General features: G+C 60.2%; 24 protein-coding genes and 27 tRNA genes. 13 read left to right on the forward strand and 38 right to left on the reverse strand.

The window, feature by feature from the left end; genetic code table 11:
- The first annotated feature begins 33 nt into the window (after nt 1-33).
- From HYT87_19795 to HYT87_19805, 3 genes are all read left to right on the forward strand, one after another.
- Nucleotides 34-669 (forward strand): RHS repeat-associated core domain-containing protein, encoded by a 636-nt coding sequence (locus HYT87_19795; protein MBI2061989.1) that lies wholly within the window; start codon nt 34-36, stop codon nt 667-669.
- A gap of 4 nt (nt 670-673) precedes the next feature.
- The gene (locus HYT87_19800; protein ID MBI2061990.1) at nt 674-1,009 is read left to right on the forward strand and encodes a hypothetical protein; all 336 of its coding nucleotides are present in this window, start codon (nt 674-676) and stop codon (nt 1,007-1,009) included.
- A 287-nt stretch (nt 1,010-1,296) separates the two neighbouring features.
- Complete coding sequence (locus HYT87_19805; GenBank protein MBI2061991.1) at nt 1,297-1,662, forward strand: hypothetical protein; 366 nt, start codon at nt 1,297-1,299, stop codon at nt 1,660-1,662.
- A 355-nt stretch (nt 1,663-2,017) separates the two neighbouring features.
- Here the strand turns inward: HYT87_19805 and HYT87_19810 are convergent, their stop codons facing one another.
- The 7 genes from HYT87_19810 to HYT87_19840 form a co-directional block, all read right to left on the reverse strand.
- Nucleotides 2,018-3,154 (reverse strand): hypothetical protein, encoded by a 1,137-nt coding sequence (locus HYT87_19810; GenBank protein ID MBI2061992.1) that lies wholly within the window; start codon nt 3,152-3,154, stop codon nt 2,018-2,020.
- Between the two features lie 163 nt (nt 3,155-3,317).
- On the reverse strand, nt 3,318-3,875 hold the full coding sequence (locus HYT87_19815; protein ID MBI2061993.1) for a hypothetical protein: 558 nt from the start codon (nt 3,873-3,875) through the stop codon (nt 3,318-3,320).
- Nucleotides 3,876-3,996: 121 nt separating this feature from the next.
- Nucleotides 3,997-4,488: a hypothetical protein gene (locus HYT87_19820; protein ID MBI2061994.1), complete on the reverse strand. Its 492-nt coding sequence runs from the start codon at nt 4,486-4,488 to the stop codon at nt 3,997-3,999.
- Nucleotide 4,489: 1 nt separating this feature from the next.
- On the reverse strand, nt 4,490-5,344 hold the full coding sequence (locus HYT87_19825; GenBank protein ID MBI2061995.1) for a hypothetical protein: 855 nt from the start codon (nt 5,342-5,344) through the stop codon (nt 4,490-4,492).
- A 42-nt stretch (nt 5,345-5,386) separates the two neighbouring features.
- Complete coding sequence (locus HYT87_19830) at nt 5,387-5,737, reverse strand: hypothetical protein (protein MBI2061996.1); 351 nt, start codon at nt 5,735-5,737, stop codon at nt 5,387-5,389.
- A gap of 28 nt (nt 5,738-5,765) precedes the next feature.
- On the reverse strand, nt 5,766-8,036 hold the full coding sequence (locus HYT87_19835) for a tyrosine-type recombinase/integrase (protein MBI2061997.1): 2,271 nt from the start codon (nt 8,034-8,036) through the stop codon (nt 5,766-5,768).
- A complete protein-coding gene (locus HYT87_19840) occupies nt 8,033-10,438 on the reverse strand; it encodes a site-specific integrase (protein ID MBI2061998.1) in 2,406 nt (801 codons plus the stop codon). Before HYT87_19840 ends, HYT87_19835 begins: the two co-directional genes overlap by 4 nt.
- Nucleotides 10,439-10,883: 445 nt before the next feature.
- Here HYT87_19840 and HYT87_19845 point away from each other — a divergent pair, with 445 nt between their 5' ends.
- The 4 genes from HYT87_19845 to HYT87_19860 all read left to right on the forward strand — a co-directional run bounded on the left by HYT87_19845 (nt 10,884) and on the right by HYT87_19860 (nt 13,519).
- Complete coding sequence (locus HYT87_19845) at nt 10,884-11,378, forward strand: nucleotidyltransferase domain-containing protein (protein MBI2061999.1); 495 nt, start codon at nt 10,884-10,886, stop codon at nt 11,376-11,378.
- Nucleotides 11,365-11,796 (forward strand): HEPN domain-containing protein, encoded by a 432-nt coding sequence (locus HYT87_19850; GenBank protein ID MBI2062000.1) that lies wholly within the window; start codon nt 11,365-11,367, stop codon nt 11,794-11,796. Before HYT87_19845 ends, HYT87_19850 begins: the two co-directional genes overlap by 14 nt.
- A gap of 423 nt (nt 11,797-12,219) precedes the next feature.
- Entirely contained in the window at nt 12,220-12,828 is a 609-nt protein-coding gene (locus HYT87_19855) for a type IV toxin-antitoxin system AbiEi family antitoxin domain-containing protein (protein ID MBI2062001.1), read from the forward strand.
- On the forward strand, nt 12,794-13,519 hold the full coding sequence (locus HYT87_19860) for a nucleotidyl transferase AbiEii/AbiGii toxin family protein (protein MBI2062002.1): 726 nt from the start codon (nt 12,794-12,796) through the stop codon (nt 13,517-13,519). The genes HYT87_19855 and HYT87_19860 overlap by 35 nt, the downstream gene beginning before the upstream one ends.
- 200 nt (nt 13,520-13,719) lie before the next feature.
- Here HYT87_19860 and HYT87_19865 read toward each other — a convergent pair whose 3' ends face one another.
- Nucleotides 13,720-13,872 (reverse strand): hypothetical protein, encoded by a 153-nt coding sequence (locus tag HYT87_19865; GenBank protein ID MBI2062003.1) that lies wholly within the window; start codon nt 13,870-13,872, stop codon nt 13,720-13,722.
- Between the two features lie 281 nt (nt 13,873-14,153).
- Between HYT87_19865 and HYT87_19870 the strand changes: the two genes are divergently transcribed.
- Complete coding sequence (locus HYT87_19870) at nt 14,154-14,354, forward strand: hypothetical protein (protein ID MBI2062004.1); 201 nt, start codon at nt 14,154-14,156, stop codon at nt 14,352-14,354.
- 98 nt (nt 14,355-14,452) lie between these two features.
- Here HYT87_19870 and HYT87_19875 read toward each other — a convergent pair whose 3' ends face one another.
- Together HYT87_19875 and HYT87_19880 are read right to left on the reverse strand one after the other, a co-directional pair.
- On the reverse strand, nt 14,453-16,159 hold the full coding sequence (locus HYT87_19875; GenBank protein ID MBI2062005.1) for a DEAD/DEAH box helicase: 1,707 nt from the start codon (nt 16,157-16,159) through the stop codon (nt 14,453-14,455).
- Nucleotides 16,160-16,317: 158 nt separating this feature from the next.
- A complete protein-coding gene (locus tag HYT87_19880) occupies nt 16,318-16,794 on the reverse strand; it encodes a hypothetical protein (protein ID MBI2062006.1) in 477 nt (158 codons plus the stop codon).
- A 467-nt stretch (nt 16,795-17,261) separates the two neighbouring features.
- On the opposite strand from HYT87_19880, the gene HYT87_19885 reads away from it, so the two are divergent.
- From HYT87_19885 to HYT87_19905, 5 genes are all read left to right on the forward strand, one after another.
- Nucleotides 17,262-18,443, forward strand: coding sequence for a T4 RnlA family RNA ligase (locus HYT87_19885; protein MBI2062007.1), 1,182 nt, complete (start codon nt 17,262-17,264; stop codon nt 18,441-18,443).
- Complete coding sequence (locus HYT87_19890) at nt 18,440-19,315, forward strand: site-specific integrase (protein ID MBI2062008.1); 876 nt, start codon at nt 18,440-18,442, stop codon at nt 19,313-19,315. The genes HYT87_19885 and HYT87_19890 overlap by 4 nt, the downstream gene beginning before the upstream one ends.
- A 140-nt stretch (nt 19,316-19,455) precedes the next feature.
- A complete protein-coding gene (locus HYT87_19895) occupies nt 19,456-19,911 on the forward strand; it encodes a hypothetical protein (GenBank protein ID MBI2062009.1) in 456 nt (151 codons plus the stop codon).
- 483 nt (nt 19,912-20,394) lie between these two features.
- Nucleotides 20,395-20,862 (forward strand): helix-turn-helix domain-containing protein, encoded by a 468-nt coding sequence (locus HYT87_19900; GenBank protein ID MBI2062010.1) that lies wholly within the window; start codon nt 20,395-20,397, stop codon nt 20,860-20,862.
- 8 nt (nt 20,863-20,870) lie between these two features.
- On the forward strand, nt 20,871-21,467 hold the full coding sequence (locus HYT87_19905; GenBank protein MBI2062011.1) for a mobile mystery protein B: 597 nt from the start codon (nt 20,871-20,873) through the stop codon (nt 21,465-21,467).
- A gap of 126 nt (nt 21,468-21,593) precedes the next feature.
- On the opposite strand, the gene HYT87_19910 is transcribed toward HYT87_19905, so the two are convergent.
- The 28 genes from HYT87_19910 to HYT87_20045 form a co-directional block, all read right to left on the reverse strand.
- A tRNA-Asp gene (locus tag HYT87_19910) sits at nt 21,594-21,667 on the reverse strand.
- 111 nt (nt 21,668-21,778) lie between these two features.
- Nucleotides 21,779-21,853 (reverse strand) — tRNA-Met (locus HYT87_19915).
- Between the two features lie 213 nt (nt 21,854-22,066).
- Nucleotides 22,067-22,139 (reverse strand) — tRNA-Asn (locus HYT87_19920).
- A 90-nt stretch (nt 22,140-22,229) separates the two neighbouring features.
- A tRNA-Trp gene (locus HYT87_19925) sits at nt 22,230-22,302 on the reverse strand.
- Between the two features lie 4 nt (nt 22,303-22,306).
- Nucleotides 22,307-22,378, reverse strand: a tRNA-Ile gene (locus HYT87_19930).
- A 7-nt stretch (nt 22,379-22,385) separates the two neighbouring features.
- Nucleotides 22,386-22,475 (reverse strand) — tRNA-Ser (locus HYT87_19935).
- A 7-nt stretch (nt 22,476-22,482) separates the two neighbouring features.
- A tRNA-Thr gene (locus HYT87_19940) sits at nt 22,483-22,554 on the reverse strand.
- A 4-nt stretch (nt 22,555-22,558) separates the two neighbouring features.
- Nucleotides 22,559-22,632, reverse strand: a tRNA-Thr gene (locus HYT87_19945).
- 7 nt (nt 22,633-22,639) lie between these two features.
- Nucleotides 22,640-22,711 (reverse strand) — tRNA-Gly (locus HYT87_19950).
- An 86-nt stretch (nt 22,712-22,797) separates the two neighbouring features.
- A tRNA-Gly gene (locus HYT87_19955) sits at nt 22,798-22,869 on the reverse strand.
- Between the two features lie 3 nt (nt 22,870-22,872).
- A tRNA-Thr gene (locus tag HYT87_19960) sits at nt 22,873-22,944 on the reverse strand.
- A 6-nt stretch (nt 22,945-22,950) separates the two neighbouring features.
- A tRNA-Ser gene (locus HYT87_19965) sits at nt 22,951-23,039 on the reverse strand.
- A gap of 5 nt (nt 23,040-23,044) precedes the next feature.
- Nucleotides 23,045-23,131: transfer RNA gene (locus HYT87_19970), tRNA-Ser, on the reverse strand.
- A 6-nt stretch (nt 23,132-23,137) separates the two neighbouring features.
- Nucleotides 23,138-23,224: transfer RNA gene (locus HYT87_19975), tRNA-Ser, on the reverse strand.
- A 6-nt stretch (nt 23,225-23,230) separates the two neighbouring features.
- Nucleotides 23,231-23,313: transfer RNA gene (locus HYT87_19980), tRNA-Leu, on the reverse strand.
- A 36-nt stretch (nt 23,314-23,349) separates the two neighbouring features.
- Nucleotides 23,350-23,432 (reverse strand) — tRNA-Leu (locus HYT87_19985).
- A gap of 252 nt (nt 23,433-23,684) precedes the next feature.
- A tRNA-Phe gene (locus HYT87_19990) sits at nt 23,685-23,757 on the reverse strand.
- A 162-nt stretch (nt 23,758-23,919) separates the two neighbouring features.
- Nucleotides 23,920-23,995, reverse strand: a tRNA-Gln gene (locus tag HYT87_19995).
- A gap of 227 nt (nt 23,996-24,222) precedes the next feature.
- A tRNA-Tyr gene (locus HYT87_20000) sits at nt 24,223-24,310 on the reverse strand.
- 67 nt (nt 24,311-24,377) lie between these two features.
- A complete protein-coding gene (locus tag HYT87_20005) occupies nt 24,378-24,524 on the reverse strand; it encodes a hypothetical protein (protein ID MBI2062012.1) in 147 nt (48 codons plus the stop codon).
- Between the two features lie 158 nt (nt 24,525-24,682).
- Nucleotides 24,683-24,754, reverse strand: a tRNA-Val gene (locus tag HYT87_20010).
- Between the two features lies 1 nt (nt 24,755).
- A tRNA-Ala gene (locus HYT87_20015) sits at nt 24,756-24,827 on the reverse strand.
- A gap of 8 nt (nt 24,828-24,835) precedes the next feature.
- Nucleotides 24,836-24,978: transfer RNA gene (locus tag HYT87_20020), tRNA-OTHER, on the reverse strand.
- Between the two features lie 10 nt (nt 24,979-24,988).
- Nucleotides 24,989-25,062, reverse strand: a tRNA-His gene (locus tag HYT87_20025).
- A 67-nt stretch (nt 25,063-25,129) separates the two neighbouring features.
- Nucleotides 25,130-25,201 (reverse strand) — tRNA-Pro (locus tag HYT87_20030).
- A gap of 6 nt (nt 25,202-25,207) precedes the next feature.
- A tRNA-Pro gene (locus HYT87_20035) sits at nt 25,208-25,281 on the reverse strand.
- Between the two features lie 211 nt (nt 25,282-25,492).
- Nucleotides 25,493-25,566 (reverse strand) — tRNA-Ile (locus HYT87_20040).
- 10 nt (nt 25,567-25,576) lie between these two features.
- Nucleotides 25,577-25,649, reverse strand: a tRNA-Lys gene (locus HYT87_20045).
- Nucleotides 25,650-25,810 lie beyond the last annotated feature (161 nt).

Below are 25,810 nucleotides of genomic sequence, written 5' to 3' on the forward strand. Positions count from 1 at the left end.
CTATGATTGCCAGAGGCCATGAAATGACCTCCCATGGGACCGAAAACTGTAACCCATTTACCCCAGGGGGACCTGGGACATAAGCTCCGGGACAGAACATTGTACACGGGTCGCGAATTTGACCCTCAAACAGGGCTTCAGTATTTCCGAAGGCGCTACTATGATCCAAGTGCAGGGAGATTCTTGCAGAGAGACCCCATCTCGATAGCCAGTTGGCGCGTTCCCGTTCAATTCTCCTTGGAGGCGATGTTCGCAGGGAACCTGACATCACCACTGTTTCGTCTGCTTCGGGCGGGTCTGAACTCATACACGTACGTATTTAACAACCCGCTAAGTCTTACTGATCCATGGGGACTCTTGGGGGGCGAAGGAAATAGACCTCCCGGCGGTGCTCAACCGACATCTGGCGATTTTCCTTGGCCGCAGGTACCACCATCCACTTCACGCGAGCCTCTACCCCCACCCGGGCCGCCGTCACCGGAAGCGGAGGATCCCAACATCCCGCACGATATGGGCATGCCAAGATTGTACTGTCCGGCCCTATGCTTACTGGCGGACATGTCCGCTTTCGCGGGCGGTAGGGCGGCGGCAGGAGGCGCAGGAGGAGCCGCAGCCGGCCTGATATGCACAGTTGTCTCTGAGTCATTGTGCGAACTGATGTGCCCCTAGCGGCATGTGGCGGATTCCCAACGATATTGGTGGCTGGGTACTTCTGGTCGCGGCACTGTTGTTTCTATCGCGTCTGAAATGGAGTGATCTTCGCATGCCCTCTTCGCCTTTGCGGCGCAGAGTTGTGGTTACGATGCTGCTGATGCTATCGCTTCCGGGGCTGGTATTCTTTGCCTACATCGGCTTCAGGATATTCAAGCCTGTGCCTGACGTTGCCGGCAAGTATTCAGACATGTTGGCTGACTTTGTTGCCTTCGCGTTGTTTCTGCTGGCCGGTGTAGCGATAGCGTGGTTTCGGTGGAAGTTGTCTAGACGAAGCGAAGTGCCCCCACACGAATAGAGAAATGAATCGGGTCAGATCGAGCAAGTGGTGACGAAGGTCTTGCCCGGACCTGGTTTTTCCCAAAGGGACCATGGGGTCAGTCGTCATGGCCGGCTGGCCACCCGCGAACGATGAAAATGATCTTGTAGCGGGTTCATCGTGGCCTACAAGATGTTGCGTGTGGAAGAGCATTTTCGACGTAGACATGTATATCTTGACAATCTTATGTTCGACACTTGCGATCGAGCGGCCCGGCCCTTTCCACGTTTGAGTACGCGTATGATAAGGTAGGGAACAGGACGAGCATGAAGACGCTCGACGGCTTGCACCAATACACATACGATCCCCTCTACCGGCTCACCAAGGCCGATTATCCAAATGGCTATCCGTTCAAAGACGAGGAGTTCCAGTACGACCCCGTGGGCAACCGATTGGCCCGCCTGACACCCACGGAACAGGAACGCCTGCACAAGTATGACGCTGCCAACCGCCTCTTGGAAGACGACCAGTTCAAATACGAGTGGGACATGAACGGCAACATGATTTCCAAGACTCCGAAGTGCCCGACCCCTAACCCCTGTGCCCTGACCCCTACTCGATACCGTTACGACGCCGAGAACATGCTCGTTCATGCAGCATGCCGGGGGTCAGGTCTTTCGCTGATGCATTGACAGGCTATTATGCTCGCATGTCTGGGGCGGTGGCGGGATCGGAACGGACCGTGATTGCGCCTCGCCCGCCTGATGCTCGGGTTCGAATCTTGACGAAGCCCTCGAAGTTCATGCCATACAACTTGCCATGGTGGTCAGCGCCCAACTTGGCCAGCCGGTTTGACGAGGAACCGAGGATTGAGGGGCCATTCCGAAGAACGTCAACGCGAACGGCGTTGGCACACGCTCGGTGATGGTCTCGCGGCCGAGATTCCTGATCGACTCCTTGACCTCAACCTGCAAAGTGTTCAGTTCGGGTTTACGAATAACTCGATGTTCTTTGTTGATCGCCGCCGGGGCGGGGTAGGACCTGACCTCAGGCGTGCGGCTTCCGTTCCGATTGGACCCGAAACTTCCAGAGCCCCTTCGCGCGGTCGACCGGAGCGATAACGTTTTCCCTTGCAAGTAGCTGGAGCCAGCCTTCGATGTCCCGCCGGAGGAAGGCGAGATTCACTTTGAAGTGTTTATTCAGGAACCGCTGAATAGCCAGCACCGCGAAGGGTTTCGAGGCGTGGACGAATCGGTGGAACGCCGCCGCCCTCCAGAGTATCTGGACTGCCGATCCACCGTGGACTCCCTTCATGAGAGGGACGCTCTCCTTTCCGATCTTGAATTCCAAGAAATCGCGCCAGCGGAAGTCGAGCGGGTGGGGGCCGTCTTCCATTCGCCAGTGGTCCCGGAGCCGTTGGACCACCTCTTGGATTTTTGGATCCGCCGATCGGCCGGCTTCCTTGAGAAGCGAATCTAACTCAGAGTAGGCCGGGGTCGGCTCGGCGAGCGCCGTGGCCGCGGACGTGCCTTCGACGGCCAGCTGATAGGCGTGCGCCGCAGGCGCGAGCGTGGTCACCGGTCTGGCGGAGGTGGGGGCGAGGGCGTTCTCCGGGAACAGAATCTCCCAGAAAGTGCTACTTTCGCCTGAGAAGGCGTATAGCAGCCGTCCGGGCGCGTGCTTCTGGAGGTATCTCTCTCCGGGACTCAGCGAGAAACCCCAACCTCTCCGGAGCAGGAAGTGCCGTCCTCCGGTCGAGAACCGTTCCCCTCCGTCCAGGATCCAGATGATCTTTGCACCCGCCTTCGCGTAGTCGGTCTCCCGCGCCCGGATCTCCCTCGGATCGATGGGAGAGACCTGGCATTCCACCACGTACGGGTATCCCGATCGCTCGAAGTAGACATCGGCCACTCTCATGATTTTGGGGAAGAAGCGTTCCATCTGCACGGATCGGTTGTCGGGATCCTTGGCGAGGTGTTCGTGGACCGTCTCCTGCATCTGATAGTGGCGCGGAGTCTTGCCGTGATTGACGCAGGTGGAATGGGCCTTGTGTGCAAAGTGGGGGACTCGAACCGTGCCTTTCCGGAGGATCACCAATTCGGAGCACACGGGACATTGGTAGTGATCTCCCCGGCTCGCCGCCCGGGCGGCAGTTCGTTCTCCTTCGTGGATGGCAACCAGCACGCGATGAACCTATCACCCCATCAGGGGGTGTTCAAAGAAGTGCCGGCCGGACGGGGGGAGTAGATTGGTTGTGAAATTCAGTCGCCGGCTCCCGGCACCTGAGATTTTCGAAGGGCCAAGGAGAGACGTGCGATCTTTGGAGTGCCGAGCCCTTGCGCTGCGCTCAAACCTGCTGTGCGGTCGCCCGCGGAAGCGCCGGCTCGCGGGGGAGGCTCTGTCCGTTCGATCGTCCGATCTGTGCACGGGCCAGGTCGGCCAGCGCCGATCCGATCCACGGGAGGACAGCGCGGCTCAAGTCCGAATCGTGTGCGAGTACGTTGTCGCGTATCGTGCGCAAGAGAACAAAAGGATCTTCCGCTGTCGATCCACCCTTCAACATGCAATCCAGCGCCAGCCACAGCTTGGTCCTCGCCCGACTCAGCAGTTTGTCGTCGTCGGCTTGGTCCACCTCCGTGGTCGCCAGGAGCAGAATGATGGAACGGAGACCCTGAACGATTTCACCCACGGGGCATGGCTTTCGGGTCTCAGCCTTCTCACGTTGGACGGCGATTCTGAGTTTCGCAAGGGCCTTGCGTTCGGTCTTGAGCACGGCGGCCGGCGTGACCGAGAAGAGTTTTGCGAGTTGAGCAAGGGTCATGCCCGGTCCTGCCTCTCCTGATGTCGTCGCGGATCCTTCCGGTTCAAGTGCGGCTTCGTCCATCTGCAATACCAGTTGTCTCATGGCCTCTCCTTTCCCTGATTCATCGGATCACTGTCTCTCTCCCATTGCCTGCATCCTACCATATACCATATCTTAGTACAGAATACTACAGTATGGGTTATGGTCCCGATCCGGGGGCGGGTCAGGCGGACGGCCGGTTTCGCGAAGGTCCTTCGAGCCAGGCCTCGGCCGGTAGCCACCAGGGGACTCCGGCCTCGCGCCGATTCCGAACGGCAGCCCGGCTGTCGATCTCGAATCGTTTCTCGATCACCTCGATACTCTCCTCCGTGAACGACACTCCAGCGAGCTCCTCTGACATGACTTCGGGGAGGAAGATGCTCCACGTCCCGGTTCCCATGAAGGTCTGGGCCACGTCGTCCTTTTCGTCCAGAGGCTCACCGGGATTCCATGACCATGAAGGATTTCCGTCGTTCCGTTTGATCTCCCTGACGAGCGCGATTCGGCGATTTAGAGCGACGGACTGGAGTCGGAGCTTGGTATGGGCATCCAGATCGTTCCAAGCCACCTCAAGAAGGTACTTCTCCAGGAATAGGAATCTCTCCCTTCGCCCTTCGGGCCCCATGAGATACGCCTCGAAAGGGTCTCCGGCCTCGGTGTCAGGTTGCCGGACCATCTCAGTCGGTTTGGACGATCCGGATCTCCAGTTCCGGATTGGGGCCGGAGGGCCGCGCGAACGGATCTTGGTCTTTCTGAACGGCAGCTGCGGGTTGGGGGAGGGCGGCGGCAGGAGACAGAATCTCCCAGAATCCTCCTGACACGAAGATCGCCCTTACCGGAACGAGAGCGATCACGATCCAGGCGGGGATGGCAATGAGGAGATTGAGCGCGGTGGGAAAAGAATGTTCAAGGAGATTGATCCGAGCGCCCGAGTAGATAGAAGCCGCGAACTCACCGAGAAGGAGGGGCGCATAGCGACTGGGACTGAGGACGGCGTTTCCGGGCTCCAGGATCTGCTCCAGCCAGGCCGCGTAGACGAGGAGCGTGGCCAGAGAGGTCAGTGCGAACGCGAGCCGGACCGATCGGGTCTGGGCCGGCCTGCGGACGGCCATAAGGAGATCCGGCATCCGAACGAGGACGGCGTGGATTTTCGGCAACCGTTCAAAAAGGGTTTCCGGCCACCGGCAGACTCGGCTAAGGCCTGATTGGAGCCGGCTGCAATCGGGATCGGCCAGGAGGCAGTAGACCGTCGTGAACACGCCCATCCAAAACGTGAAGGCGGCGGCCTGTCCGTGCTGGGCCAGGAGCCAGAGGCTCTGGAGATGGCAGGTTCGTCCGGCCCAAGAAAGCAGGCGTTCGGGGTGACCGCCCCTGGAGAAGGCGAGCAGCAGGATGCCAACCGCCGAGAGCCGTCGGAGAGGTTTGTAGTCGCCGGCTTTGGCGGATGCGGCCGCCTGCACTGTGGGTAGCAGGGCGATTACGAACAGGGACTCCACCACGTACGCGAGTCCGGCCCGGCGGTAGAGGGACATCGAAGCTATCGTCTCGGGATCTCACCCGCTCTGGCCCCGTGCTCATTGCTCTTCATCAGGGTCCTCCTCGAGGGCGTCCTCCACCGCCTGGAAGAATCGGTAGGCGGATGCGGACAGTATGAAGGTGAGCAAGAGAAATACAATCCACGAACCGCCCCGGACAAGAGGCGGGATCTCGACGCCATTCCGCATCAGATAAGTGCTCCAGATGAGTTCAAAGGCGGCGATCCAAAAGAGCAGGAAATCGGCGGCGGTTTCCCTGGCGTGCCGGAGGAGGGATCGCTCTGTCGGCGAGAGATCGCGGAGTTTCCGCCGGAGTTCCGACATGGTCATGGCGGGGATGCCGAACAAACGGCACGCGGTCTTGAGGGCGGCGTCTCGAATGTTTCTCATGGGATGAGTCTACCACCCGAAGTCTGTCTCATTTACCGCCATCGTCTGCGAACAGATTTTCCGCAGTGTTTCCATGATTCCTTCTTCTGCGGATGTGCAACACGCGCCGCGCCAGATGTTGGACAACGGCCCCGGCCTCGACGAACCGCTGTCTGCGTCTGGTATCCTTCATGGTGCATCCAGGCGGCGGGGTCTTCGTCACATGCAGATGGGGTTCCCGGTACATCCGGTGGGCGGCCTGGACGGAAACGCCAAGGAGGGGAGCTACCTGCCGCACCGGGAGCCAAATCTGGCCTGTGGGACTATCCAGATGTGTGGAAAGCGCCCTTTCCTGGGCAATCGGAAAAACGTGAACATAGAACGAGAGCGTCAAAGCCAGCTCAGCGTGACCGGCGAGCTTGGAGGCGGCCTCCAGGGGCATGCCGGCGAGGATCGCCTGGCAGATGGCCGAAGCCCGCAAGTCGTGCGCGGTCAACCTGCGAGCCAAGACGGTCCGAGACAGCTTGGCGAGCGCTCGATCAAGGTCATGCAAGGTCAGCCTGGAAGGGAGGATGGGCGGGCCTTCCCATTGGGAGGAGGTGGGTCCCTCAAGGGCAATCGAGCGGTCGATGCCATCCTGCACGAGCGATTTCTCGAGTTCTTTCCCTCGCTTTACGGCGCACGCGAGGACGATCGACGCCGGAGTGCTCATGAACGGTTGGTACAGAGGCACGCGTCTCCGGGACCGGCGGGTTTTCGTACCCTCGACCCACATCTCCGGCCAACCCCAAGAATCGACACCGGTTGCCCGCTGACGAGCGGCTTCTCGCTTTCGAAGAGTAAGGGCGCAGAGGGCCGTCAGCGTGCGGAGGGTTTCCGCCGGAACAGTCCCAACGGATCCGGCTTGCTTGATGAGCCGTTCGACGTCCTGCTGCGTTGGAATGAGCCTCTCCGGTCCCAAGATTGGGGAAGGGTTGCCGCGAAGTTTTGGAACTTTTCCCGTGCAGCCGGCTGCCGACCACATGAGTGAAAGCGTCCAGCCGTACACCTCCGCGTCATTCCACTTTGATGTCCCAACCCGGTTCTTCCCCGGTGGTGAGTTGAGCTGACAAATGGGAAGGCCGCCAAGCCAGTCCAGAAGGGCCGCGCCCGTGGAGATGAGTGTGGCAAGCGTGGCTCCACTGGTCGTGTGTTCGGCCTGCGACCGGGCTGCGGCAATGAGGGCCCACAGATTGAAAAGCCGTCCCCCGTTGGAAGGCGTGGCGAGCGGGCCGGCTTTCGTCTGTCGAAGGACTGGGGACCGGAGGAGGTCTTGGCAGGCGGATTGGAAGCTGCGGGCGGCGTCCAGGCTGTATCGACCCTGGAGGTGCCGCCGCCTTGCCAGGCTCAAGTCTTGTCGGATCGCGAGCTCGGGCTTTTCGGGTGGAGAGGCCCAACTCGCCGGCCTGGGGACGTCCGGCTTCAATCTGGAAGGCTTTGCGATCTCGACAAGACCCGATAGCGCCGAGACCATCCAGGGTGGATAGACCTCGATGAGATAGCGGATTTCGCTCGACCGGGTCTGAGAGACGGTTCTTGGCCGCGCCTTACCCATGAAAGCGAGCCACTTGAGGTATCCTTCTGGGGAGACCGACTCTCCAATCGGCCGATTGGGGGAGGAACGAAGCGCCCTCAGCAAGGCGATGCGCTGCATGGGATGGCACGACCAGCGGAGCCATGTGGCTCCCTGGCGCCGATATGCAAGCAGGCCTGATCGGGGATCGTAGTCCCGCGCGGGAACAATTCCGCTCACGATCTGGAAAAACTCTTCGCCGCACGGCCCGCCGAAGAGCTGTAGACTTGAGAGCGCCTGCAAACGCAACTCATCAGCATCATGGTATCCGAGCATGCGATCGAGAAGCAGGTTTTGCCATGTTCGCCACCGGCTCGCCGGGACAAGCGCTCGGTCGAGAGGGTCGAAGACGGCCTCACGCTGGGGTTTCCCGTGGGCGAGGGGAATCCGAATCGAGATTCTGCCCTCAGCGGCGGACTGGAAGAGCGTGTGAAACAGAAGTGACTCGGCCTTGTACCGCCGGCTGGCTTGACTCCGTGCCGGAAATCTTTGCCGAATTTTCTCCTGAGCCTCCTGGAGATCCGGCAGATCAAACGCGGTCGGGGCTTGGGGGTGCTTCGCCAGCCAGGAAGCAAGGATGTCCTCGATCAGACGGGCTTCGGGCCGTTCCTTTTCCGTAGGCGCTTCACCGGTGGAATCAAAGGCGAGCTCGGAGAGGGCGAGCGCGATTTTCTCGCGAACCTCGGACCTTGGACCGGGCGATGTCATGCGAAAGAAGGATCCTTCGGCAGTACGCGGGCGAGAATCCGGTCTGTAGACTCTCGAAATTCTGACTGGAGAATTGGGATGCTCTCCGAGCTCAACCGGTGATAGACGGTGGTCGTTTCCGTCGTGTGGCCGAAGGCGTCATTGACGGCTTCGGAGCGGACCCCCTCCAATTCGAGCTGAGTTCTAAGCCAATGCCGGAGATGCGATGGAGCACACGCCTTCCAGTCGTCGTGCAACCCATACCTGCAAATCAGGCGGTCCAAATCGCCAAAACGGATGGGTCGCGGTCCGCCGTCCACATGGACGTGAAAAATGTGACGTCGACCCCGTGCGAACCGGCGGTACACGGGAGAATCCAGGTAACGGGACAACCACCGGGTGACGGATTTCCCGAGGGGGACTTCGCGCGCCTCCCGAAAGAATGAACTCTGTTTACCTTGGATGCGGAGGAGGGCCGTCGCGGGGTCGAACCTGCTGACATTGAGGTTCCCCAGCTCAACCTTCTCACGGATCCCCGTCCCAGCCAGCACGACACCGGCTGTGAGCATCGTGAGCAGGTTGAATCGGTCGGATTCGGCTGCGACCGCGGAGAGCGTCCGCCATGCGGCTTCCAGCGTGCGCTTCAGACGTGCCGTATCCACGGTGAACATGGCTCCATATTGGCCATCGATAAGGAAGGAGGGTGGGGGAACGGGATCCGTTGCGAGGGGGATCTGGTCGGCTGGGGGGATCACTTGGCCAACAAGCTCGATCATTCTTGACTGGAGCGTTGAAAATCTTTCCCAGAACGAGCGAGTCGGGTAGGAGACGTAGTGGAGGAGGACGCGTTCGTGATAATTGGGAGATCCGGAGGACACCGCAGTGAGCAGAGGTGAATAGCCGGCGTTTCGGGCGTACGTCTTGAGCGTCCTGCGGAGCCTCGCGAATGTGAGTCCCGGGGGAAGCGGAGAGATTGTTCTTCCAGCGATCTGAAGCCACTGGAGAACTTCTGCTTCCGGAATAGGTTTTCCGTTCCGCCGCTGAAGAAAAGGCCCTCCCGGCGGGGGAGATGATTCCGATCCCCGCCACAAGGCGTTGGCCAGTGGGCCTAAAATTCGGGGCAGGGGGACACGGACCGTATTCAAAGGAGGGCTAGCGTGCGGGGAAACCCCGGCAGCTCCCGATTCAGGGGCCCGCAGCCAGATGATTCCGGCTTTGGGACAAATGACCACCCAGTCATCGGTACGACTTGCCAACATGGGTTCTTTCTTCCGCAGCCATTCTTCGATCACCGCGGGCGGACCATTCCATATGGTCGCTTTCATCAGGCGACTCTCCGGGATGCCGGTAAAAGCCGCGAGGCCCAGGAAGTACCAAGGTCTGATTTCCCGCCCTACGTCGCCCGCGCGGCAGATCCGTATCACCAGCCGGGTGAGTTCATTCGGAGTGAGCGCGGTTCCGTCCCAGATCTGGGGATACCAGTCGGATCTCGGTGCGGACCGGCTCCAATTGAAGGACAATCCTTTCGGCTGAATCCACTCAGCCTCCTCGAGAGGATGCGAAGGGTCATCCGCTATTTGCTCCGGGCATGCCAGGAGAGCCCGCCGGGAGCCGTCCGCCTCGGAAGGCATGAGGGCCATCACTCGAATTGGACTGCCACTTGCCGATCGACCGCAATACCGAGCGAGTTCAGGCCACTGGTCCGACGTGCAGATTCTTTGCCGCGCAAATGCGGACTTCTTGATGGAGAGGGCCTTGGCCACGCTTTCGGCATACTGCAACGCCGTGTGCTCAAGCTTGATTCCCCTTTGTGACAATCGATAGGCCCGGAAAGCCTCGAAGATATCTTGATAGGCGACTTGGCCGATGACCCTCTCTCCGGCGAGGCGCGAGGTCGGGAAGAAGTGAATGAACATTGCAAGCACGTACGGCAGGCGCTGGACCTCATCGCGTTGAACGTCCGCCCTCTGGGGCCAGTGTACCAAGGCTTGTTCGAGTGCACCCGTGCAGATTGGCAAGAGCGTCCGCAACGCGGGGGGGCGTTTCTTGGTTGCTGCGTGAGCGCGCGTGACCTGGTGAAGAAAGTATCGGATGGGATCGCGAGAGAGTTCCGGAACTTCGGTGATCTGGGGCCACAGTGGAGACAGCTTGCGCAGGACGGCAAACACCTTCCGTCCGCTGGCCGCCGATTCTCCGGACGGCTCGATCACCTGTCGTAGGACGGAAGCGGCGTGCTGAAGATGGACAAGTCCATAGAGGGGGTCGGCGGGACGGTGTGGACAGGAGGGAATCGATCGGAGGACATTGTGAAGCGACTCGATCATGTCGGGATTTGATTGTGAGAGGCGCACGAAGGTCGCCATGAAGCCTTTGGGCAGGGTGAACGGGGCCTCGGTTCGGGCTAGACCGGTATTGTCTGACATGTGTACATATTATTATGTATAGGTATCTCAGGTATAGGAATAATGATAAAGTTTATTTTTAGTCCAAGCGCAGGAGGCTTGATCTAGCGGCCCGAGCGGACCTTGGCCATCTTCTCCTGGGTGCGTGTGGTCCAGAAACTCGTTTGCTGGCTTGCTGGGCTCCCGATCATTACGGCTGGGCGTGCCGGGATCGGGTCTCATGGCCTGATGACGGCCGCCAACCCCGGGAGCGCGACGTCGGTCGGGGAGTCGGACAGGACTCGACGGGGATGCTCATTTTGTGGACCGCAGGCGGTCAGAGGCATGGTTCGTAAGATGCCGTGGAGGAGCGCGGTCACCGCGCCGCAGCTTGACGATGGTGGGCGCCTTCGGCGTCGTTTGATCCGGAGGACGTGCCTACGAAATCGCCTCCGTCCAAACCCAGTCGGGCAAGAGGTACGTATCGGTGTGGGCCTACAGCGCTCGGGGGCGGATCATCAGGCAGTTCCTCACCGATGCGGATGCGGCACGCGAAATCGGCACGATGTTGCCGCGGGTGGATGGCGATCCGCCCGCGGCGGGAGCGATGACATTCCCCCGTGACCGGAGTATCCTTGGGAAAGGAGCGATGAAGAGGAAAAGCCAATCTGTAAACGGAAATATCCGCAAAATGGTTCGCCGGATCGTCGCGCAGTTCCGTCCGGAACAGGTCTACCTGTTCGGATCTCGTGCGCGAGGGAGCGAGAGAAAGGACAGCGATGCGGACCTGCTTGTGGTCATGCCCGTGGAAGGGTCCAAGCGGGAGAAGCGCTTGGCCATTCGCGGCGCGTTGCATGACATACCCATGGCCGTTGACGTAGTGGTTGTCACCCCGAACGAAATGGAAAGCTGGAAAGACATCCCGGCCACGATCCCGCGGGTGGCACTCAAGGAGGGAAAGCTTCTCTATGCCCGATCCTGATGCACTGCTTGAGATCGTGGGCGCTTGGGTTCAAAAGGCCGAGAATGATCTCAAGAACGCGACTCTGACGCTGAAGTTCGAAGACGACTGTCCGACCGACACCGTTTGCTTCCATGTTCAGCAATGTGTGGAGAAGTACCTCAAGGCGTTCCTCACCCATCGCGGAATCGATTTCCCGAAAGTACATGACCTCAAACGGATCGTCGCACTTCTGCCTCCGGAACTTGCAATCCCTCTGAGTCCAGGAGACCAGGACAGGCTCACCGAGTACGCCACTGTGATGCGGTATCCAGGGGACTATGAGCCCATCGGCCTGAAGGAGGCCCGTCGGGCGGTGCGGACGGCGCGACACGTTCGGAAGATTATCAGGGGGAAACTGCCCAAGGAAGCCCTGACGCGTCGCCGGGCAAAAGCCTGAGATCCGACGGACTGTTCGAGTCTATCTCCGGGTAGATCCCGGACCCTCGCGGACCTTGGCCATCCTCTCCTGGGTGTTTGTGGTCCAGGAACTCGCTTGTCGGCTTGCTGGGCTCCCGATCATTGCGGCTGGGCGTGCCCGGGATAGGGTCTCATGGCCTGATGACGGCCGCCAACGCCGGGAGCGCGACGTCGGTCGGGGAGTCGGACAGGACTCGACGGGGATGTTCATCGTGAGGGTGAAACCCGAGGATGGGGGATCAAGTCTGTAGTACATTTCCAAGCTCCAACGCGATCACCTTGTGCCCATTCAAGATTCGACCTTGCCCGTTCTGCGTGCAATGGTCTCCGATGGTCCCCTCGTCGCCCTTGACGAATCCCCGGTGCGATGCCATTCTACTCAGATAGCAAGAGTGCTACTGTCATGAAATGGATGGAGATTGACAAGATCGTGGCCCGGTCCGGCCTGCGAGCGTTCACCGATCGCGAATTCCGCGCCGTCACGGGGACAACGGCCATGTCGGCGAAGTTCATGCTCATCCGGTACACCCGCCGCGGCCTTCTCAAACGTCTCAAGCGCGGCCTCTATGCGGTTGAAGGCCGGCTCCCGCCCAAGTGGGCGCTCGCCAACCGGCTCTATCAACCCTCTTACATCTCCCTTGAGTCGGCCCTCTCGTACTACGGGATCATCCCCGAAACCGTCTACTCCGTCACCTCCGTCGGCACGAAAAGTACCCGCGAGTTCGAGGTCCTCGGTACGCGCTATCTCTTCCGAACCGTCACGCGCCGTGTCTTCACGGGATACCGCAACGTGGAGATCGAAGGGCAGCCCGTGCTCATCGCCGAGAAGTCCAAGGCCCTCGCCGACTACCTTTACTTCGTGTTTCTCAAGAAGGCGCGTCTCAACACCCGACTCCGGCTGAAAGCCGTCAGCCGGCGCGACCTGATGAACAGTCTGGAGGCGTTTGGAAACGCCCGCTTCCTGCGGTGGTTCAAGCATGATCTCACAGTCTCAGATCACCGAACTGAGTGACCGCTGGCAGACTCCCGAGTCCAACGTGGCGCGGGAATTCGTCCAGCACGTGCTCCTGTGCGCTCTTTTCCAGATCAGGGGCGCGGACTCGAAGCTCGCGTTCAAGGGCGGGACGGCTCTCCACCTCCTGAGACGCAGCCCGCGATTTTCGGAGGATCTGGACTTCACGGCCTGGGCCAGGCCGTTTCACATAGGAGAGTGGATCAAGCAAGCGGCCAAGGAAGCCGGGCGGGCGGGGCTCAACTTCAAGACGGTCGAGTCGAACCCGACCTCGGGAGGGTGGTTGGCGCTGACGGAGACGCGCGTCCACGACTGGCCCGTTCAAATCGAATGGAATGTCTCCCTCCGAGGCGGGAGAGTCTCCCCCGCGCACGAGACCGTCCTCGTCACAACCCCTCTCTGGACACCGTACACGGTCACCGCCCTTTCAATGGACCAGATGGTCCAGGAGAAGATCGAAGCCTTGCTCCGGCGACAGGAGCCGCGGGACTTCTTCGACCTCTATTTCGTGATCCGCGAGCGCCTCGGAATCAAAAAGATCGTCGCCCGGAAGGAGAAGTTGCTCCGCCTGGCACGGGAGATCAACCTCAGAGCGGCCGCAAGGGAACTGAAAGAATTCCTGCCGCGGACCCATTGGGCGGTCATCAAGCAACTCCCCAAGATCCTCTCCCAAGAGATCGAGCGCTTGTAGCCTGCACGGCCTGGAAGACCACTGCCTGAGACTCGGGCAGCTTCCGTCGCTCGCGTACGGCGGCATTCGTGCGGCCACGAGTTCAGGATTTGGCCTCAAGACAAGTTCGTCAACCACTGGACGCTGGCACGGGAGACCTGGAGGCAGGGGAAACGGTGCATCAGGGCGATCGGTTTCGACGCATCCGAGACGCGAAGGACCTACCGGGTCTCAACCTGCTTCAGGCGGATGAACGGCCTGAGGCGGACGCCGCCGCCGTTGTCCATCATCTGACTGTCGTAACGCGCAATGTGCGCGACATCACGCGTTACGAAAATGGGGGATCCGAAATACGCGCATTGGTAACCGCTCATCGAGCGGGGCCTGACGCGCTCCGACTGCATTGCCCGAATCCGCGAGGAGAGACTGAGCCTGCCCCCAGAAAAGCTCCTGCTTCTTCTGCCCGGTGATGAAGCGCCAGGAGATCCTCGACCTGCACGCTCGTCATCCGTATCTTGTGCGGCGGGCTCTACAGATGGAGGAAAAATAGGCAAAAAGCTCCTAGGCCAAGGGATCGACGCGGGGCTTGGCCCCAGAGACGGAGTTGGAAAGAGATCCTGCTCTAGGAAGAAGAGAGAAGAAGGACGGCTTCGCTATGGAACAAGCCGACGGGAACGGAGGCCATGGGGCCGACGACGCTCCCATGACGCCTTCCGCTGACGGGATTCTCGATCGTCTGAAGCTCGACGGAGCCCTCCTCAAGGAGAATCCCAAGAACGGACGCCGGGAGTTCATTCACGAGCCGACGGAAACGTATCTCGGATACCTCGGTCGAGGCCGGACCGGGCGGCGCTGAAGTATTGAATCCCTGGGATTGATCGAATGCGGCTCGAAGACGGTCCGTCCTGACATTTTGGAAACAGACGCCTAAAGCGTGACGGCTGTCGAGAGGACCTATCGCAATCGGCAAGCTGGTTTCGGGCGAAGAGCCATGAAGCTGGAGATGTACCGCTCAGCTTGGCCCTTGGAAAGCTTGGCCTTCCGGAGCTCGCCGGCGGAAATGGTCGAAAGCCTCGATAGAAGGCCCACCTGACGATCCGTCATCGGGTCCGGACTCCGCCTCCATTTGGCCCTGGCATTCGAAACTTCGATCAAATCACGATCGACGTGCAGGGGCAGCAGCCTCTCGAGGGCTTTTATGGTCTCGTCTTGAGATCCCGCGACCGTCAGAGTCTTTCGGATTCCGTTCTCCGTCTCCAAGACCGCACAGAAGATGCTCCCGTGTTGGGCGATGGAAACCGTGCTCCCACCGACCAAGCTCAAGAAGACTGCCCCACCAGGAAGTTTCAGAAATGGGAGGCCGGTGACGCGGTCCAAGACGTCGCTGATACGCCACTCCTCGTGTGGCTCGCTGAACGAAGGTGGCTCATATCGATTGATCAACCTTACGAGCGTGTGATGGAGCGCCTGACGCGTTCTCGCGCGCCGCGCGTTCTCAAGGTTGGCGGCATGCTCGGCCATCAGCTGTCCGTTCGGGAAATCTCCATCTTCCCCGGTAAAGTGCATAGGCACCTTCGGGCAGCTCCGGCTATGGCGTTGGTCGATGAGCTGAATCACGATCGCGTAGGCTTTCCCCGGCCAAGTGCGCAGGGTGCGGCCGACCTGCTGAAGCATGAGGACACGCGCTGAGAATTCCGTGAAGGGTCGCAGAAGGAGAACACAACGCACCTGCGGACAATCAAACCCTTCGGCCAGCAACCCACACGTCACCAAGACTTGGATTGCCCCCTCCCGAAACGCCTCCAAGATCTCCAGCCTTTCCTTTCGGCTGAGCTTGCTGTGGATTGCGCGAGCCGCCAGTCGCTCCCTCCGGAACCGCTCGGCCACCGACTCTGCGTGCACGATATCCGCGCAAAACGCGATGGCCTGCTCATCTTCTCCCCACTCCAGGTACGCCTCGAGAGCCATTTGATTCCGCCAGTCAACATCAACCTTCTGCCCAAGATTTCCCGGATGAAAATCTCCTTCCTGGCCGACGCTTACTTCTGAGACATCCATGAATGTATTGCGACCGTAGAAACGGCCGTCGACCAGATGCCCCATCTCGATGAGCTCTCGCAGGCCCAGGTAAGACACAATTGGACCGAACTCAGTGAGGCAGACCCCATCACCTCGGACCGGTGTAGCGGTAAGGAGCACAAGAAACGATTCCTTATACACATCACGCCACCTGCGGAAACTATGGGCCAGCATATGGTGCCCTTCATCCATCACGACCGTATGGAAAGATTCCGGTGCGAGGCCCCCTGGAGGCTTCTGAGCAAACACACTCGCTATCGCAATGTCCTCGCCGCGACTCACGTTGACTTGCGGTGAGAAGCTCACCCTGTGGCCGGAGGCACCGTGCCGCATGCGGGTCACCTCGTGCAGTTTTTCCGCCCACTGCCGAAAGAGCACATCCTGATGAGCGAGGACAGACCCATAGGGGCCGGCCTTCTCACAGGCGAGCGTAAGGATCGACGCGCCGACGTCGGTCTTGCCGGCGCCGGGCGGCATCACAAGGACCACGGTCTTCCCGACTTCGTGCAGCCGGAGCGCAACATCCACGGCTTCGAGCTGATAAGGTCGAAGCCGCCATTGGCTTAGTGCATGCTGAGCCATAGGGTTTCCACGGCAGTTTGGGACCGCTTCTCCGGGCATCCTGGACAATAGGTCCCCGTGTTCGAACGGAAGTACTCACAGTGGCCGGCGTCGCGTAGCGGGACGTTACACGACCGCAGCCTGCGACGCGGGAGATGCCTGTAGATCAGCGTGTGCAATCACTCCTCGACTTCTGAATTCAGAGCGTCCTCGCTTGCCCCATATCCCAGGAGCGTTTCGCTGGCGCAATAGGCATCACTCAGAATTCTGTCGAAACCGAAGACCATCGAGAGTGCAACACGCTCCCCATCCTTGTGCGCTCTCAGGAGTCTCCCGATGCGCGGGTTGCCGTTGTCGACACGGAACACATACACGGGTTCAGGACCCGCGCTAAACGTGTCGATTACCAACCGTCGCGCGTGATCGATGGTGAGGGAAGGACCCCGGCAGGCCCCAATTAGGCTGTCGTTCACACATATCAACGGGTCATCGTCATGGCACTCAATGAGACGATCGATCTGTTCGGGTTCCAGTCGGACTCCGTCATCGCACTCGAACCGGAAAATCAACCTTGGAGCCCAGCAGATGTCGGTTATCATCCCGATTCCCAAACTCACGATTTCCCCCCGGTCCCGAACGCCACCGGGTGCTTCCACAGCCACCTCCTCGCGCTTCCCCCCTGAGTCGCAAATACGTGCCACACTCGCGTGTCGAAAACGCAGCAAATTCACGGAGAACAAATTGCGGTATCGCTGGACACTCGACCGACCGGCTCAGGGTGAGCCGGTGGAGGCGGAGCAAGAGCTATGGGGCGCGAACTGAAGGATCCTTTCCTTGTGGGAACTCGGATCCGGAGACACCGGCTGCCCATCCCAAGAGCCAATGCCTGAAATGTTTGGCGAATGGTGGCCCAGCCCAATTCCGAATCTTTGGCCTGGGCTCGGTGGTGAGAGGACGGACGTGCAGGAGTTTTCTCCCCGCCCGACATAGTGAGACGCTCCGCTTTCTCGCCTTTTCCTCATTCGGATTTTCGCGGGGGCGGGGAGGGTCTCACTATGTCATGTCGGCGTAATCGGGCCCGCCCCAGGTAAATGACCACGCCTCACTCCCTTACAATAGTCCCATGCAAACGCTTGCCGGATACTTCGCGGAGCACAACCTCTTTGACGAGACGACCCTTCGGGAGCACGGCCGGGCGCGCGGCGTCCGGGTGGCGACCTCTCCGCGGTTTCCCCACCTCAGACTTCTGGAATATGGCACCCTCGTGCAGATCGAAAAGATCCCGTGGGACCTCTTCAACCGGCGTTGCCGCGGCATCGTTGTCGACTTGGAGAGGAAGCGCCTCTTGGCCTTTCCCTTCCACAAGTTCTTCAATCTCGGGGAAAAGCCTGAAACGGCGGTCAACCGCCTCCTTGAACTGGGCACCTTCACCGCCACGGAAAAACTGGACGGATCGATGGGCATCCTCTTCTACGACGAGGCCTCAGGACGCTTCCACATCACGACTCGGGGGAGTTTCGACTCGACGCAGGCCCTATGGTCCTCGGAGCGCATTCCGGCCTCCGTGCAGGACACCAATCTCGTCGAGGCCTACACTCTGATTTTCGAGATCATCGCCTATCGGGTTCGGGGTCTCGATAACATCATCGACTATCGTAAGAAAGGTTTGGCCGAGGGCCTGTATCTCGTGGGGATGCGCCACCGGATCTCCGAAACTCTTCTTCCCCACGCCGAGCTCTTCCGCTTTGCGAAGGCGCGGGGTCTGCCCACACCGAGGGTCCATGCGTTCGCTTCTCTCGATGCCTGCACGTCGCATGCGAAGACCCTCGATTGGATGGATGAAGGGTTCGTGCTGGAGTTCCGCGACGGCACGCTGGTCAAGGTGAAGAGCCCCGAATACTTGAGAGTCCACCGGTTCGTCTCGGGGTACAGCGATCGCAGGGTGCTGGAAGCCCTGCGTGACGGGAAGTCCGACATCATGTTGGCGGGCGTGCCGGAGGAGTACCGAGGACCGGTGGAGGCGGACTTCGAGAAGTGGCGACGGAAGGCCCTGGATCTCCGCAACGAGGCTTATGCGCAGCTCGCGCGCGCCCCGCAGGGCGACCGGAAGGCCCTTGCCTTGTGGTGCAATGAGCACGTTGCCCACCATCTGATCCCGTTCGTTTTCCTTGCCCTGGACAACCGACTCACTCTCGATGGGTTGTACGGATATCTCCTGAAGGGGCTCGGACCGGGGGAAACGGATCGGAGGAACTTGGCCCGGGGAAGCCGGCCGGCAGATTCCGGGGAGCCTCCCGAAGGGTGAAAACGTTCGCGCAGGCTGCGCTCTTTCCGACGGAAGCCCCGCTGGATCCGACCCTTCCGGATCTGCTGCCTTTCTATCGGGACCACCTGATTGCTTCGAAGAAGAGCCATCACACCGTGGCCAGCTATCTGAGGATCCTTCGATCGTTCGTTCGGGATGCCGGGGCCGGCCGGCGACTCAACGCCTACTCGGTCCGGACGATCGAGGCGTACATTGCCCGGGTCCGATACGGAGACGGCGCTGACAAGACGGTGGAGCTGAACGCCGCGGCCCTCCGGCACTTCTTCCGGTGGGCGAGGGAAAACGAGTTTATGAGGGAGGATCCGGGCCAACGGCTCATCTTCCCCCGTGCGCAGATCAAGCTCCCGGAGATCCCATCCATCAAAGAGGTGGACAAACTCCTGGAGACCGCGGCGGTTGACCCCCACGATCTTCTCCTGCTCCTCCTGTTCGCTGAAGGGGGCCTCAAGCGGGAGGAGGTCCTGGCGCTCCTGCCAAAGCATGTAAACGTGCGACATCCGCTCCACGTTGAAATCACCGTCCCGGCGTCCAGTCCGAGGAAGGTTCGAGTCGCGCGGATTCCGAGGGACTACGCGGTGGTGATTGAGGCGATCCTGGAAGAGGCCCACCCCGAGATCCCCGTTTGCACCTTCTCCCCGCCGTCGGTCTCGGCTCGTGTAGAGGCGATGGGACGCCTGGCAGGAGTCCGCCCTAGGATCACGCCGGCATCTCTCAGGCACTTCTGCGCGGTGAGGATTCTGAAGGCGGGGAGAACTATCGACGAAGTCCACGCCTATCTCGGGCTCGCCTCACCTAAGGACAGCCCGATCATGCGGGACATCTACGTCACCCTCGCGAAGCTTCCTCTGTGATGGAGAGATGGCCGATGCGCGGATTGCAACAGTTGCCAAACTAGGTTAGAAGTGCGGGGTTCTGCAATCTGCCTCCACCCCTGGTTATAACCAATGGGGAGAGGCTGGAGCGAGAGCAATAGAATGAAGGAGGATGATTCGTGGCAAAATCAAAGAGAAAGAAAGCCAGGGGCAAGGTCATCCTGGCAGGTGAGTACGCGCGCAAGTCACTAACCGCGCTCAGACCGTCGTCGATCAACGATCTTGTCAAGAAAGTGAAGGCAGTCACCGGGCGCAGACTCGCGTTTGCAACGGCGAAGGCCCTGTATCAGGAGTTCCGCGCCAAAGTGGGTGCTCCCGCTCCGACGGCGGACAGGCCCGCACCACGTGCGCGTCGTGCCCCGGCCCGCCGGCCATCGGCTGGACAGAACGGCGAGCAGTACCTGGTGGTAACCCGGGATCGGGGCTTTAGGCTTGAAGTCCTGCGCTACATGGACAAGGGGCAGGCGGAGAGAAAGGCAACCGAGATGATCGGAGCGGGGCGAAAAACGCGCGTCCTGGTCGCGAACACGCGAGCATCGCATCGCGCTGAGAGAGGAGGTTCACATGGTAGATAGGAAACCGTTCGGAGGCATGACGATTGACTTCGGAGGCCGGAAAGTTATATCGAGATCGTCATAACCTTCCTTATGTGCAGGCCCAGCGAGATGACGAAGAAACTCTGGGCGTTCGTCAAAGCCAAGAAGCTTGTGAAGCGGTAGTTCATTCGATTCCCCAGACCGCAATTCGGACGCCCCCTGTCACATGCCACGGGGCGCCCGGAGTTCCGTCCTACGGAAAGTGCTCGTGAGCGGGGTCTGGCGCCGCTCTGTTGCCCACTTGGCGGGGCCAGTCAGGAGATGGATGCGTCCCGGAGCCTCCGGTCGGAACGGAGATGGGATCGTTAGGCAACCATTCACGGCGCAGGCAAACAAGAGCACGCAAGGTGAGGTCGTGTCAGAAGTGCCCCCAGTTTCCCCGCCAGAGTTTGAGTATGTGAACATATTTCATTATGTATCTTATGCATTGATTGACATACTGTAGTATGTTATGCTTGTGGCATGAGAAAACATTCCCGGCCGTTCAATCTTGCGGTGGACGAGCAATTTCCAAGCCTGGAAACTCACCCGCTCGTTCGCCGTGCCCGGAGGGCACCGGTCGGCCGACAAATCCGGTGGATCCGTCTGAGGATCGGGATGACCCAGAAACAACTGGCCCGAAGGGCGGGGATCTCGCAGCAACACGTAGCTCTCTTGGAGAAGGACGGCTCACAAGCGGAGCTCAGGACGCTGACCAAGGTGACCGAAGCGCTGGAGTGTACCCTCGCCGTTCTCGTCTCCCCGCGCGACAAGTTGAGTCGCATGATCCGCAAGCAAGCGGAGAAGGTTGCCGGAAAGAGACTCTCGAAGGTGATGGGGAATATGGCGCTTGAGGGCCAGGAGCCTTCATCGGCGATGTCGAAGCGGCTTCTTGAAGACGAGATCAAGAACCTCTCGATCAAACCATCTTCGGAGCTCTGGGAGGAATGAAGCCGACCTTGAGACAGCCGGAGGGCGCCACGCCGCTGACGGATGTCTCCGGACTGTTATTGGAAAACGTTGCGACCCTCGACGCGCTCAACGTTGTGGAATCGGCGAATATCCTTGACGCAACCCGGGAGCATCTTCGACGGCGGCATGGCTCCAAGAGGAGATGGATCACCGTGGCGTATCTGTTGCGCGTACACCGCGACATGTACGGGGAGGTTTGGCGCTGGGCGGGCGAAATTCGCCGGACGGAAAAGAACATAGGCATCGAAGCGTACCGGATCCGAGAGGAGTTGGAGAAACTGTGCGGCGACGTGAACTTCTGGGATACGCAGGAAACGTCGATGCCGGTCCTCGAAAGAGGCGTGCGCATTCACCATAGACTGGCCTGGATACACGCGTTCGAAAACGGCAACGGACGCCACGCCCGACTCATGGCGGATATCTATCTCCATGCACATCGCCAGCCGCTCCCCGAATGGCCATCGAGCAACCTCGTAAAAGTCGGCAACGCCCGCAGATCGTATCTGGAAGCCATGAGGGCGGCTGACGGCGGAAATGTGGAGCCGCTCCTCCAACTCACTGCACGCTTCATCAAGAGCGCCTGATCCGACGCGCCTGCGTACCCCTGTTCAACCGGTGCGTCGAAAGCCGGTACCGCCTGCCGGAGGAATTCTGATCCGAAGGCGCTTCGTTCAGCCTCATTTCCCCGACAGAACCGTCACTTGAACTTCCGGTCCCGGCCGGACTTGAACCGGCTTTCTCCGCCTTGACAGGGCGGCGTCTCGACGGCTTCGACTTCGGGACCATCGCTCCTGCCCGGATTTGAACCGAGGTCCCATGGCTGAGAACCACGTGTCCTGATCAACCTGGGCGGGCCGCTTCCGTGGCGTTGCAGGTGGTGGGACCATCGAGCCTCTGGTAGCGGGTCCAGGATTTGCACCTGGGATCTCGTGGTTATGAGCCACACGAGATACTACTTCTCCAACCCGCGATCAGAAACTCGACGATTGAATGGTGTGTGGTAGGTTATCGCTCGCGCATTCGCGGGCGATCTTCGTAGAAGGACTCCGCGCCCATCCGGACACGGCTGCGGGAGTTGCACCCGCCTGATGTGGGTTGCAGCCACACGCCTACCTGCTCGGCCAAGCCGTGATCAGATGGACGCAGACTACAGTTCGATAGATGCTTCATCACGTTGCCTCCGCTGGGGAGGTGAGTCTCGATCTCACAACTTCCTGATTAACAGTCAGGCCCGTTGCCAATTGCGGTACTCCCCAGCGCAGACCACGCACCAGAAAGTTCCTATTGCTCGGACCCAGTTTCTTCATGCTGTTCATGGTACTCCTCTCCTCCCGATTGTCAAACTGCGGGGGTCGGGAGACTCGAACTCCCACGAGCCGTTTTGGAGACGGCGCGGCTATCCTGTTACCACAGACCCCCTAGCTCGGCGCGGGTGGACTCGGACCACCATCAGTCGGTTATAAGCCAACCGCTCTAACCCTTGAGCTACACGCCGTAACCTTCGGAAGCTGAGGGAATTGAACCCCCGTCCCATCACAGGCGGGATTCCCCTTAGCAGGGGGATGCGACAAACCGACAGTCGCCTACCTTCCCAAACTGAGCCGAGGGACGGTTTCGATCCGTCATCTCCGCATTACGGGTGCGGTGCTCTGCCGACTGAGCTACCCCGGCATTGAGCCGCCGGTCGGGGTCGATCCGACACCTTTCCGCTTACAGGGCGGATGCACTCCCTTGTTGTGCTACGGCGGCGTAAACGTGTGGGAGGCGGGGGTCGATCCCGCGTATCCGGCTTGGAAGGCCGGTGCCTGATCCGTTCGGCCACTCCCACATAACCTTGCGCGGGGCCGGCCTCGATCCGGCATGGACCTGTGCGTAGGACAGGCGGCTCTCCATTCACCTACCCACGCTCAAACTTGTGGGAGACAGGATTCGCACCTGCGTGATCCGACCTGGCAAGCCGGCGCCTGACTTCTAGGCTACTCCCACTCAAGCCCCCACGGAGCGTCGATCTCCGGTCGCCACGTTACCGATGCGGTGCTCTGCCGACTGAGCTACAGGGGCGCAAATTGGCGGAAGGGGAGGGATTCGGACCCTCAACGCCCTTTCGAGCGCACCCGCTTTCGAGGCGGGCCGACTACCCGTTATCGCACCCTTCCAAACTTGGCGGTGAGAGCAGGAATCGAACCCGCGACGGATTTCCCGTTCTCCGCTTCCAACGGAGCGCCTTCAACCGCTCGGCCATCTCACCACAATTCGGTGGAGGCGGGATTCGGACCCGCGTCCGCCGGTCGGCGGAATCCGTTTTCAGGACGGACGGTTTCAACCACTCACCCACTCCACCAAAACTTGGCCCCGCCAGGACTTGCACCTGGACGGCCTTCTCGGCCGGCGGGTCTTAAGCCCGCTGCGTCTCCGTTCCGCCACGGGGCCGGTTTCTCTCTTTCGTTGTCAAAGAACCGTCAAACTTACCCGGAGAGGGATTTGCACCCCCACGCCCGTTACGGCACCTGGGCCTGAGCCAGGCGCGTCTGCTGTTCCGCCATCCGGGTGTCAAACGTCTCGGAGTCGCGACTCGAATCCGGACGCCAAAAACTTCATCCCGTAGCACGGGGTTCATTGCCTCTCCTCCAAAATGCAGGGACAGACCAAATGAAAACATTCCACGGTCACGGTTGGCTCCTCGAGTGTTTTGTTCGGGGGCTCGCCGCGACCTATAAGGTCTGCGTGCCGAGCGATCCGACTGTGAGCAGTATCGTGGCCGCGATGGACCACAACACTGATAGGACAAACGAGAAGGAGCCTGGCCACTCCAGGAATCGAACCTGGCTCTGTCCCTTTTCAGGGGACCGCATCGACCACGGTTGCTCAGTGGCCAGGTTCGTAAAGAACGGGTCTTTCTTCTTCTCGTTCATGTTCGTACCCTCATTGTGCCAGATTGAACTCCCAAGTCAATGCCGGGGTGGGAATCGAACCCACGACCACGACGTTTAAGGCGTCGGCTCCGATGCCAACACAGAGTGCCCGGCAACTAACTTGATCCCAGGGAAGGAGTCGAACCTTCAACCAACGGTTTCAGAGACCGTGCTCCGATGCCGGTACAGAGTGCCTGGGAATATGCCCCCGGCAGGATTCGAACCCGTATCTCTCAGTTACGGTGTTCCGGGTAGAAACCGGAGCCGGTACGGGGGCCTGAACTAGCCCTCGGCGGGAGTTGCACCCGCACCCATCCGCTTAGGAGGCGGACCCCTGTCTGTTCGGGATCGAGGGCGGTACCTGGTTTTAGGAGTGAAGTGTCGGCGTAGAGGGACTACGCCTGTCTTTGCCGGTGGGACCTGAACTTGGTGGAGGCGGCAGGACTCGAACCTGCGAAGAGGTTTCCCTCAACTGCTCTACAGGCAGCCGCATTTGCCGCTGATGCTACACCTCCGAAATCCTCGGAGTCCGCACCAGCAGTGCTATACAGCAGGTTCATCCGTGTCTTCATGCCGATGAGTCTACCTCTGTCTCGTCGCTTCGTCAATTTCCTTCTTCATGGCCTCTTCCTCGGCCCGAAGCTGAGGTGTCTTCTTGGGCGCCAAGCCCTTCTTGTGCGGCTTGCACAGGCCGCACGAGCGCCTCTTACGTTTGTACACGGCACCCATGCCGAGATTGTCCCAAAAACTTGCCCTCGGTGGGCCTCGATCCCACAATCTTCAGGCTCGGAACCTGACGTGCCCCGTAATGCGGGGCGCGCGATCCCTTCGCACCGCGAGGGCGCGAAGGGGAAAAGAAAGGGGCACCCCTCTTTCCCCTCCAAACTTGGGACCGGAAGGAGTCGAACCTTCGACCTCTCGCATGTCGAGCGAACGTTCCACCGCTGAACTACGGTCCCGTGGAGCCGACTGGAATCGAACCAGCAGTATCGACAATGCCATTGTCGCGTGTTCCCGTTACACCACGGCCCCCAAAACTCTGCGGCTGGTGAGATTCGAACTCACACGCTGCTCCGTCCGTACCTGGCCAGGATGGCTTGGTACTGCGAGACGATGCAGCGCCAGGACGGCGCTGCATATAACCGCTGTAGCGGAGTGGCCTCTCCAATTGACCGACAGCCGCGCAAACCTACGGTGGCCGACCGGAATCGAACCGGCGTGAGCGTGGGCCACAACCACGCGCCTTACCAACATCGGCCACGGCCACACTTCAATAAACTTCGGGACGGCGCCAGGATGGCTTGGCCATCCCGCGACTGGCCGGATGCCACCAAGCGGGACGCTAGGATTCGGACCTGGGGCCACTCGCTCCCCGAACGAGTGCTCTATCTCTGAGCTACGTCCCGCAAGTTTCAGGGCGGTGAGAATCGAACTCACGGCCTCCCGGTTCCAAGCCGGGTGCTCTTGTCCCCTGAGCTACGCCCTGTCTTCATTTCGGGCTGCTCGGAATCGAGCCGAGTCCACATGCCACGTTGATCGCCCCGCATCCTGCGGGGCTTTCCTATCGTGGTACCAGGACTCCCTGTCCAGGTGCTCCCGAAGCATGGATGCGACCACTACAGCGTTATATGCAGGCCATCCTGGCCTGCTTCCTTTCGCAGTACCAAGCCGTCCTCGGCCAGGTACACCACACCCCGTGGTGCGCCGGGATGGAGTTGAACCATCATCTCCGCGTTATCGGCACGGTGCTCTGCCGTTGAGCTACGGGCGCGTTCACACTTTGGGTCCGGTGGGATTTGCACCCACAGCTCCCCGGTTAAAGGCCGGGTACTCTGTCTGTTGAGTTACGGACCCGTGATCCCACCACCTGTCACTAGGTCGAAAACCTGCCTTCCGGCAGTGACAAGGTGGTGGGATGATGACAAAACACCTGCGCAAGCATCTTTCTGGTAAGGGTTGGAGTTCTGGAAAGACCCTTGCGCTTACCGTGCCGCTGGACGCGGGACGGCGATGCG

The organism is Nitrospirota bacterium, assembly GCA_016180645.1.
Classification (GTDB): domain Bacteria; phylum JACPQY01; class JACPQY01; order JACPQY01; family JACPQY01; genus JACPAV01.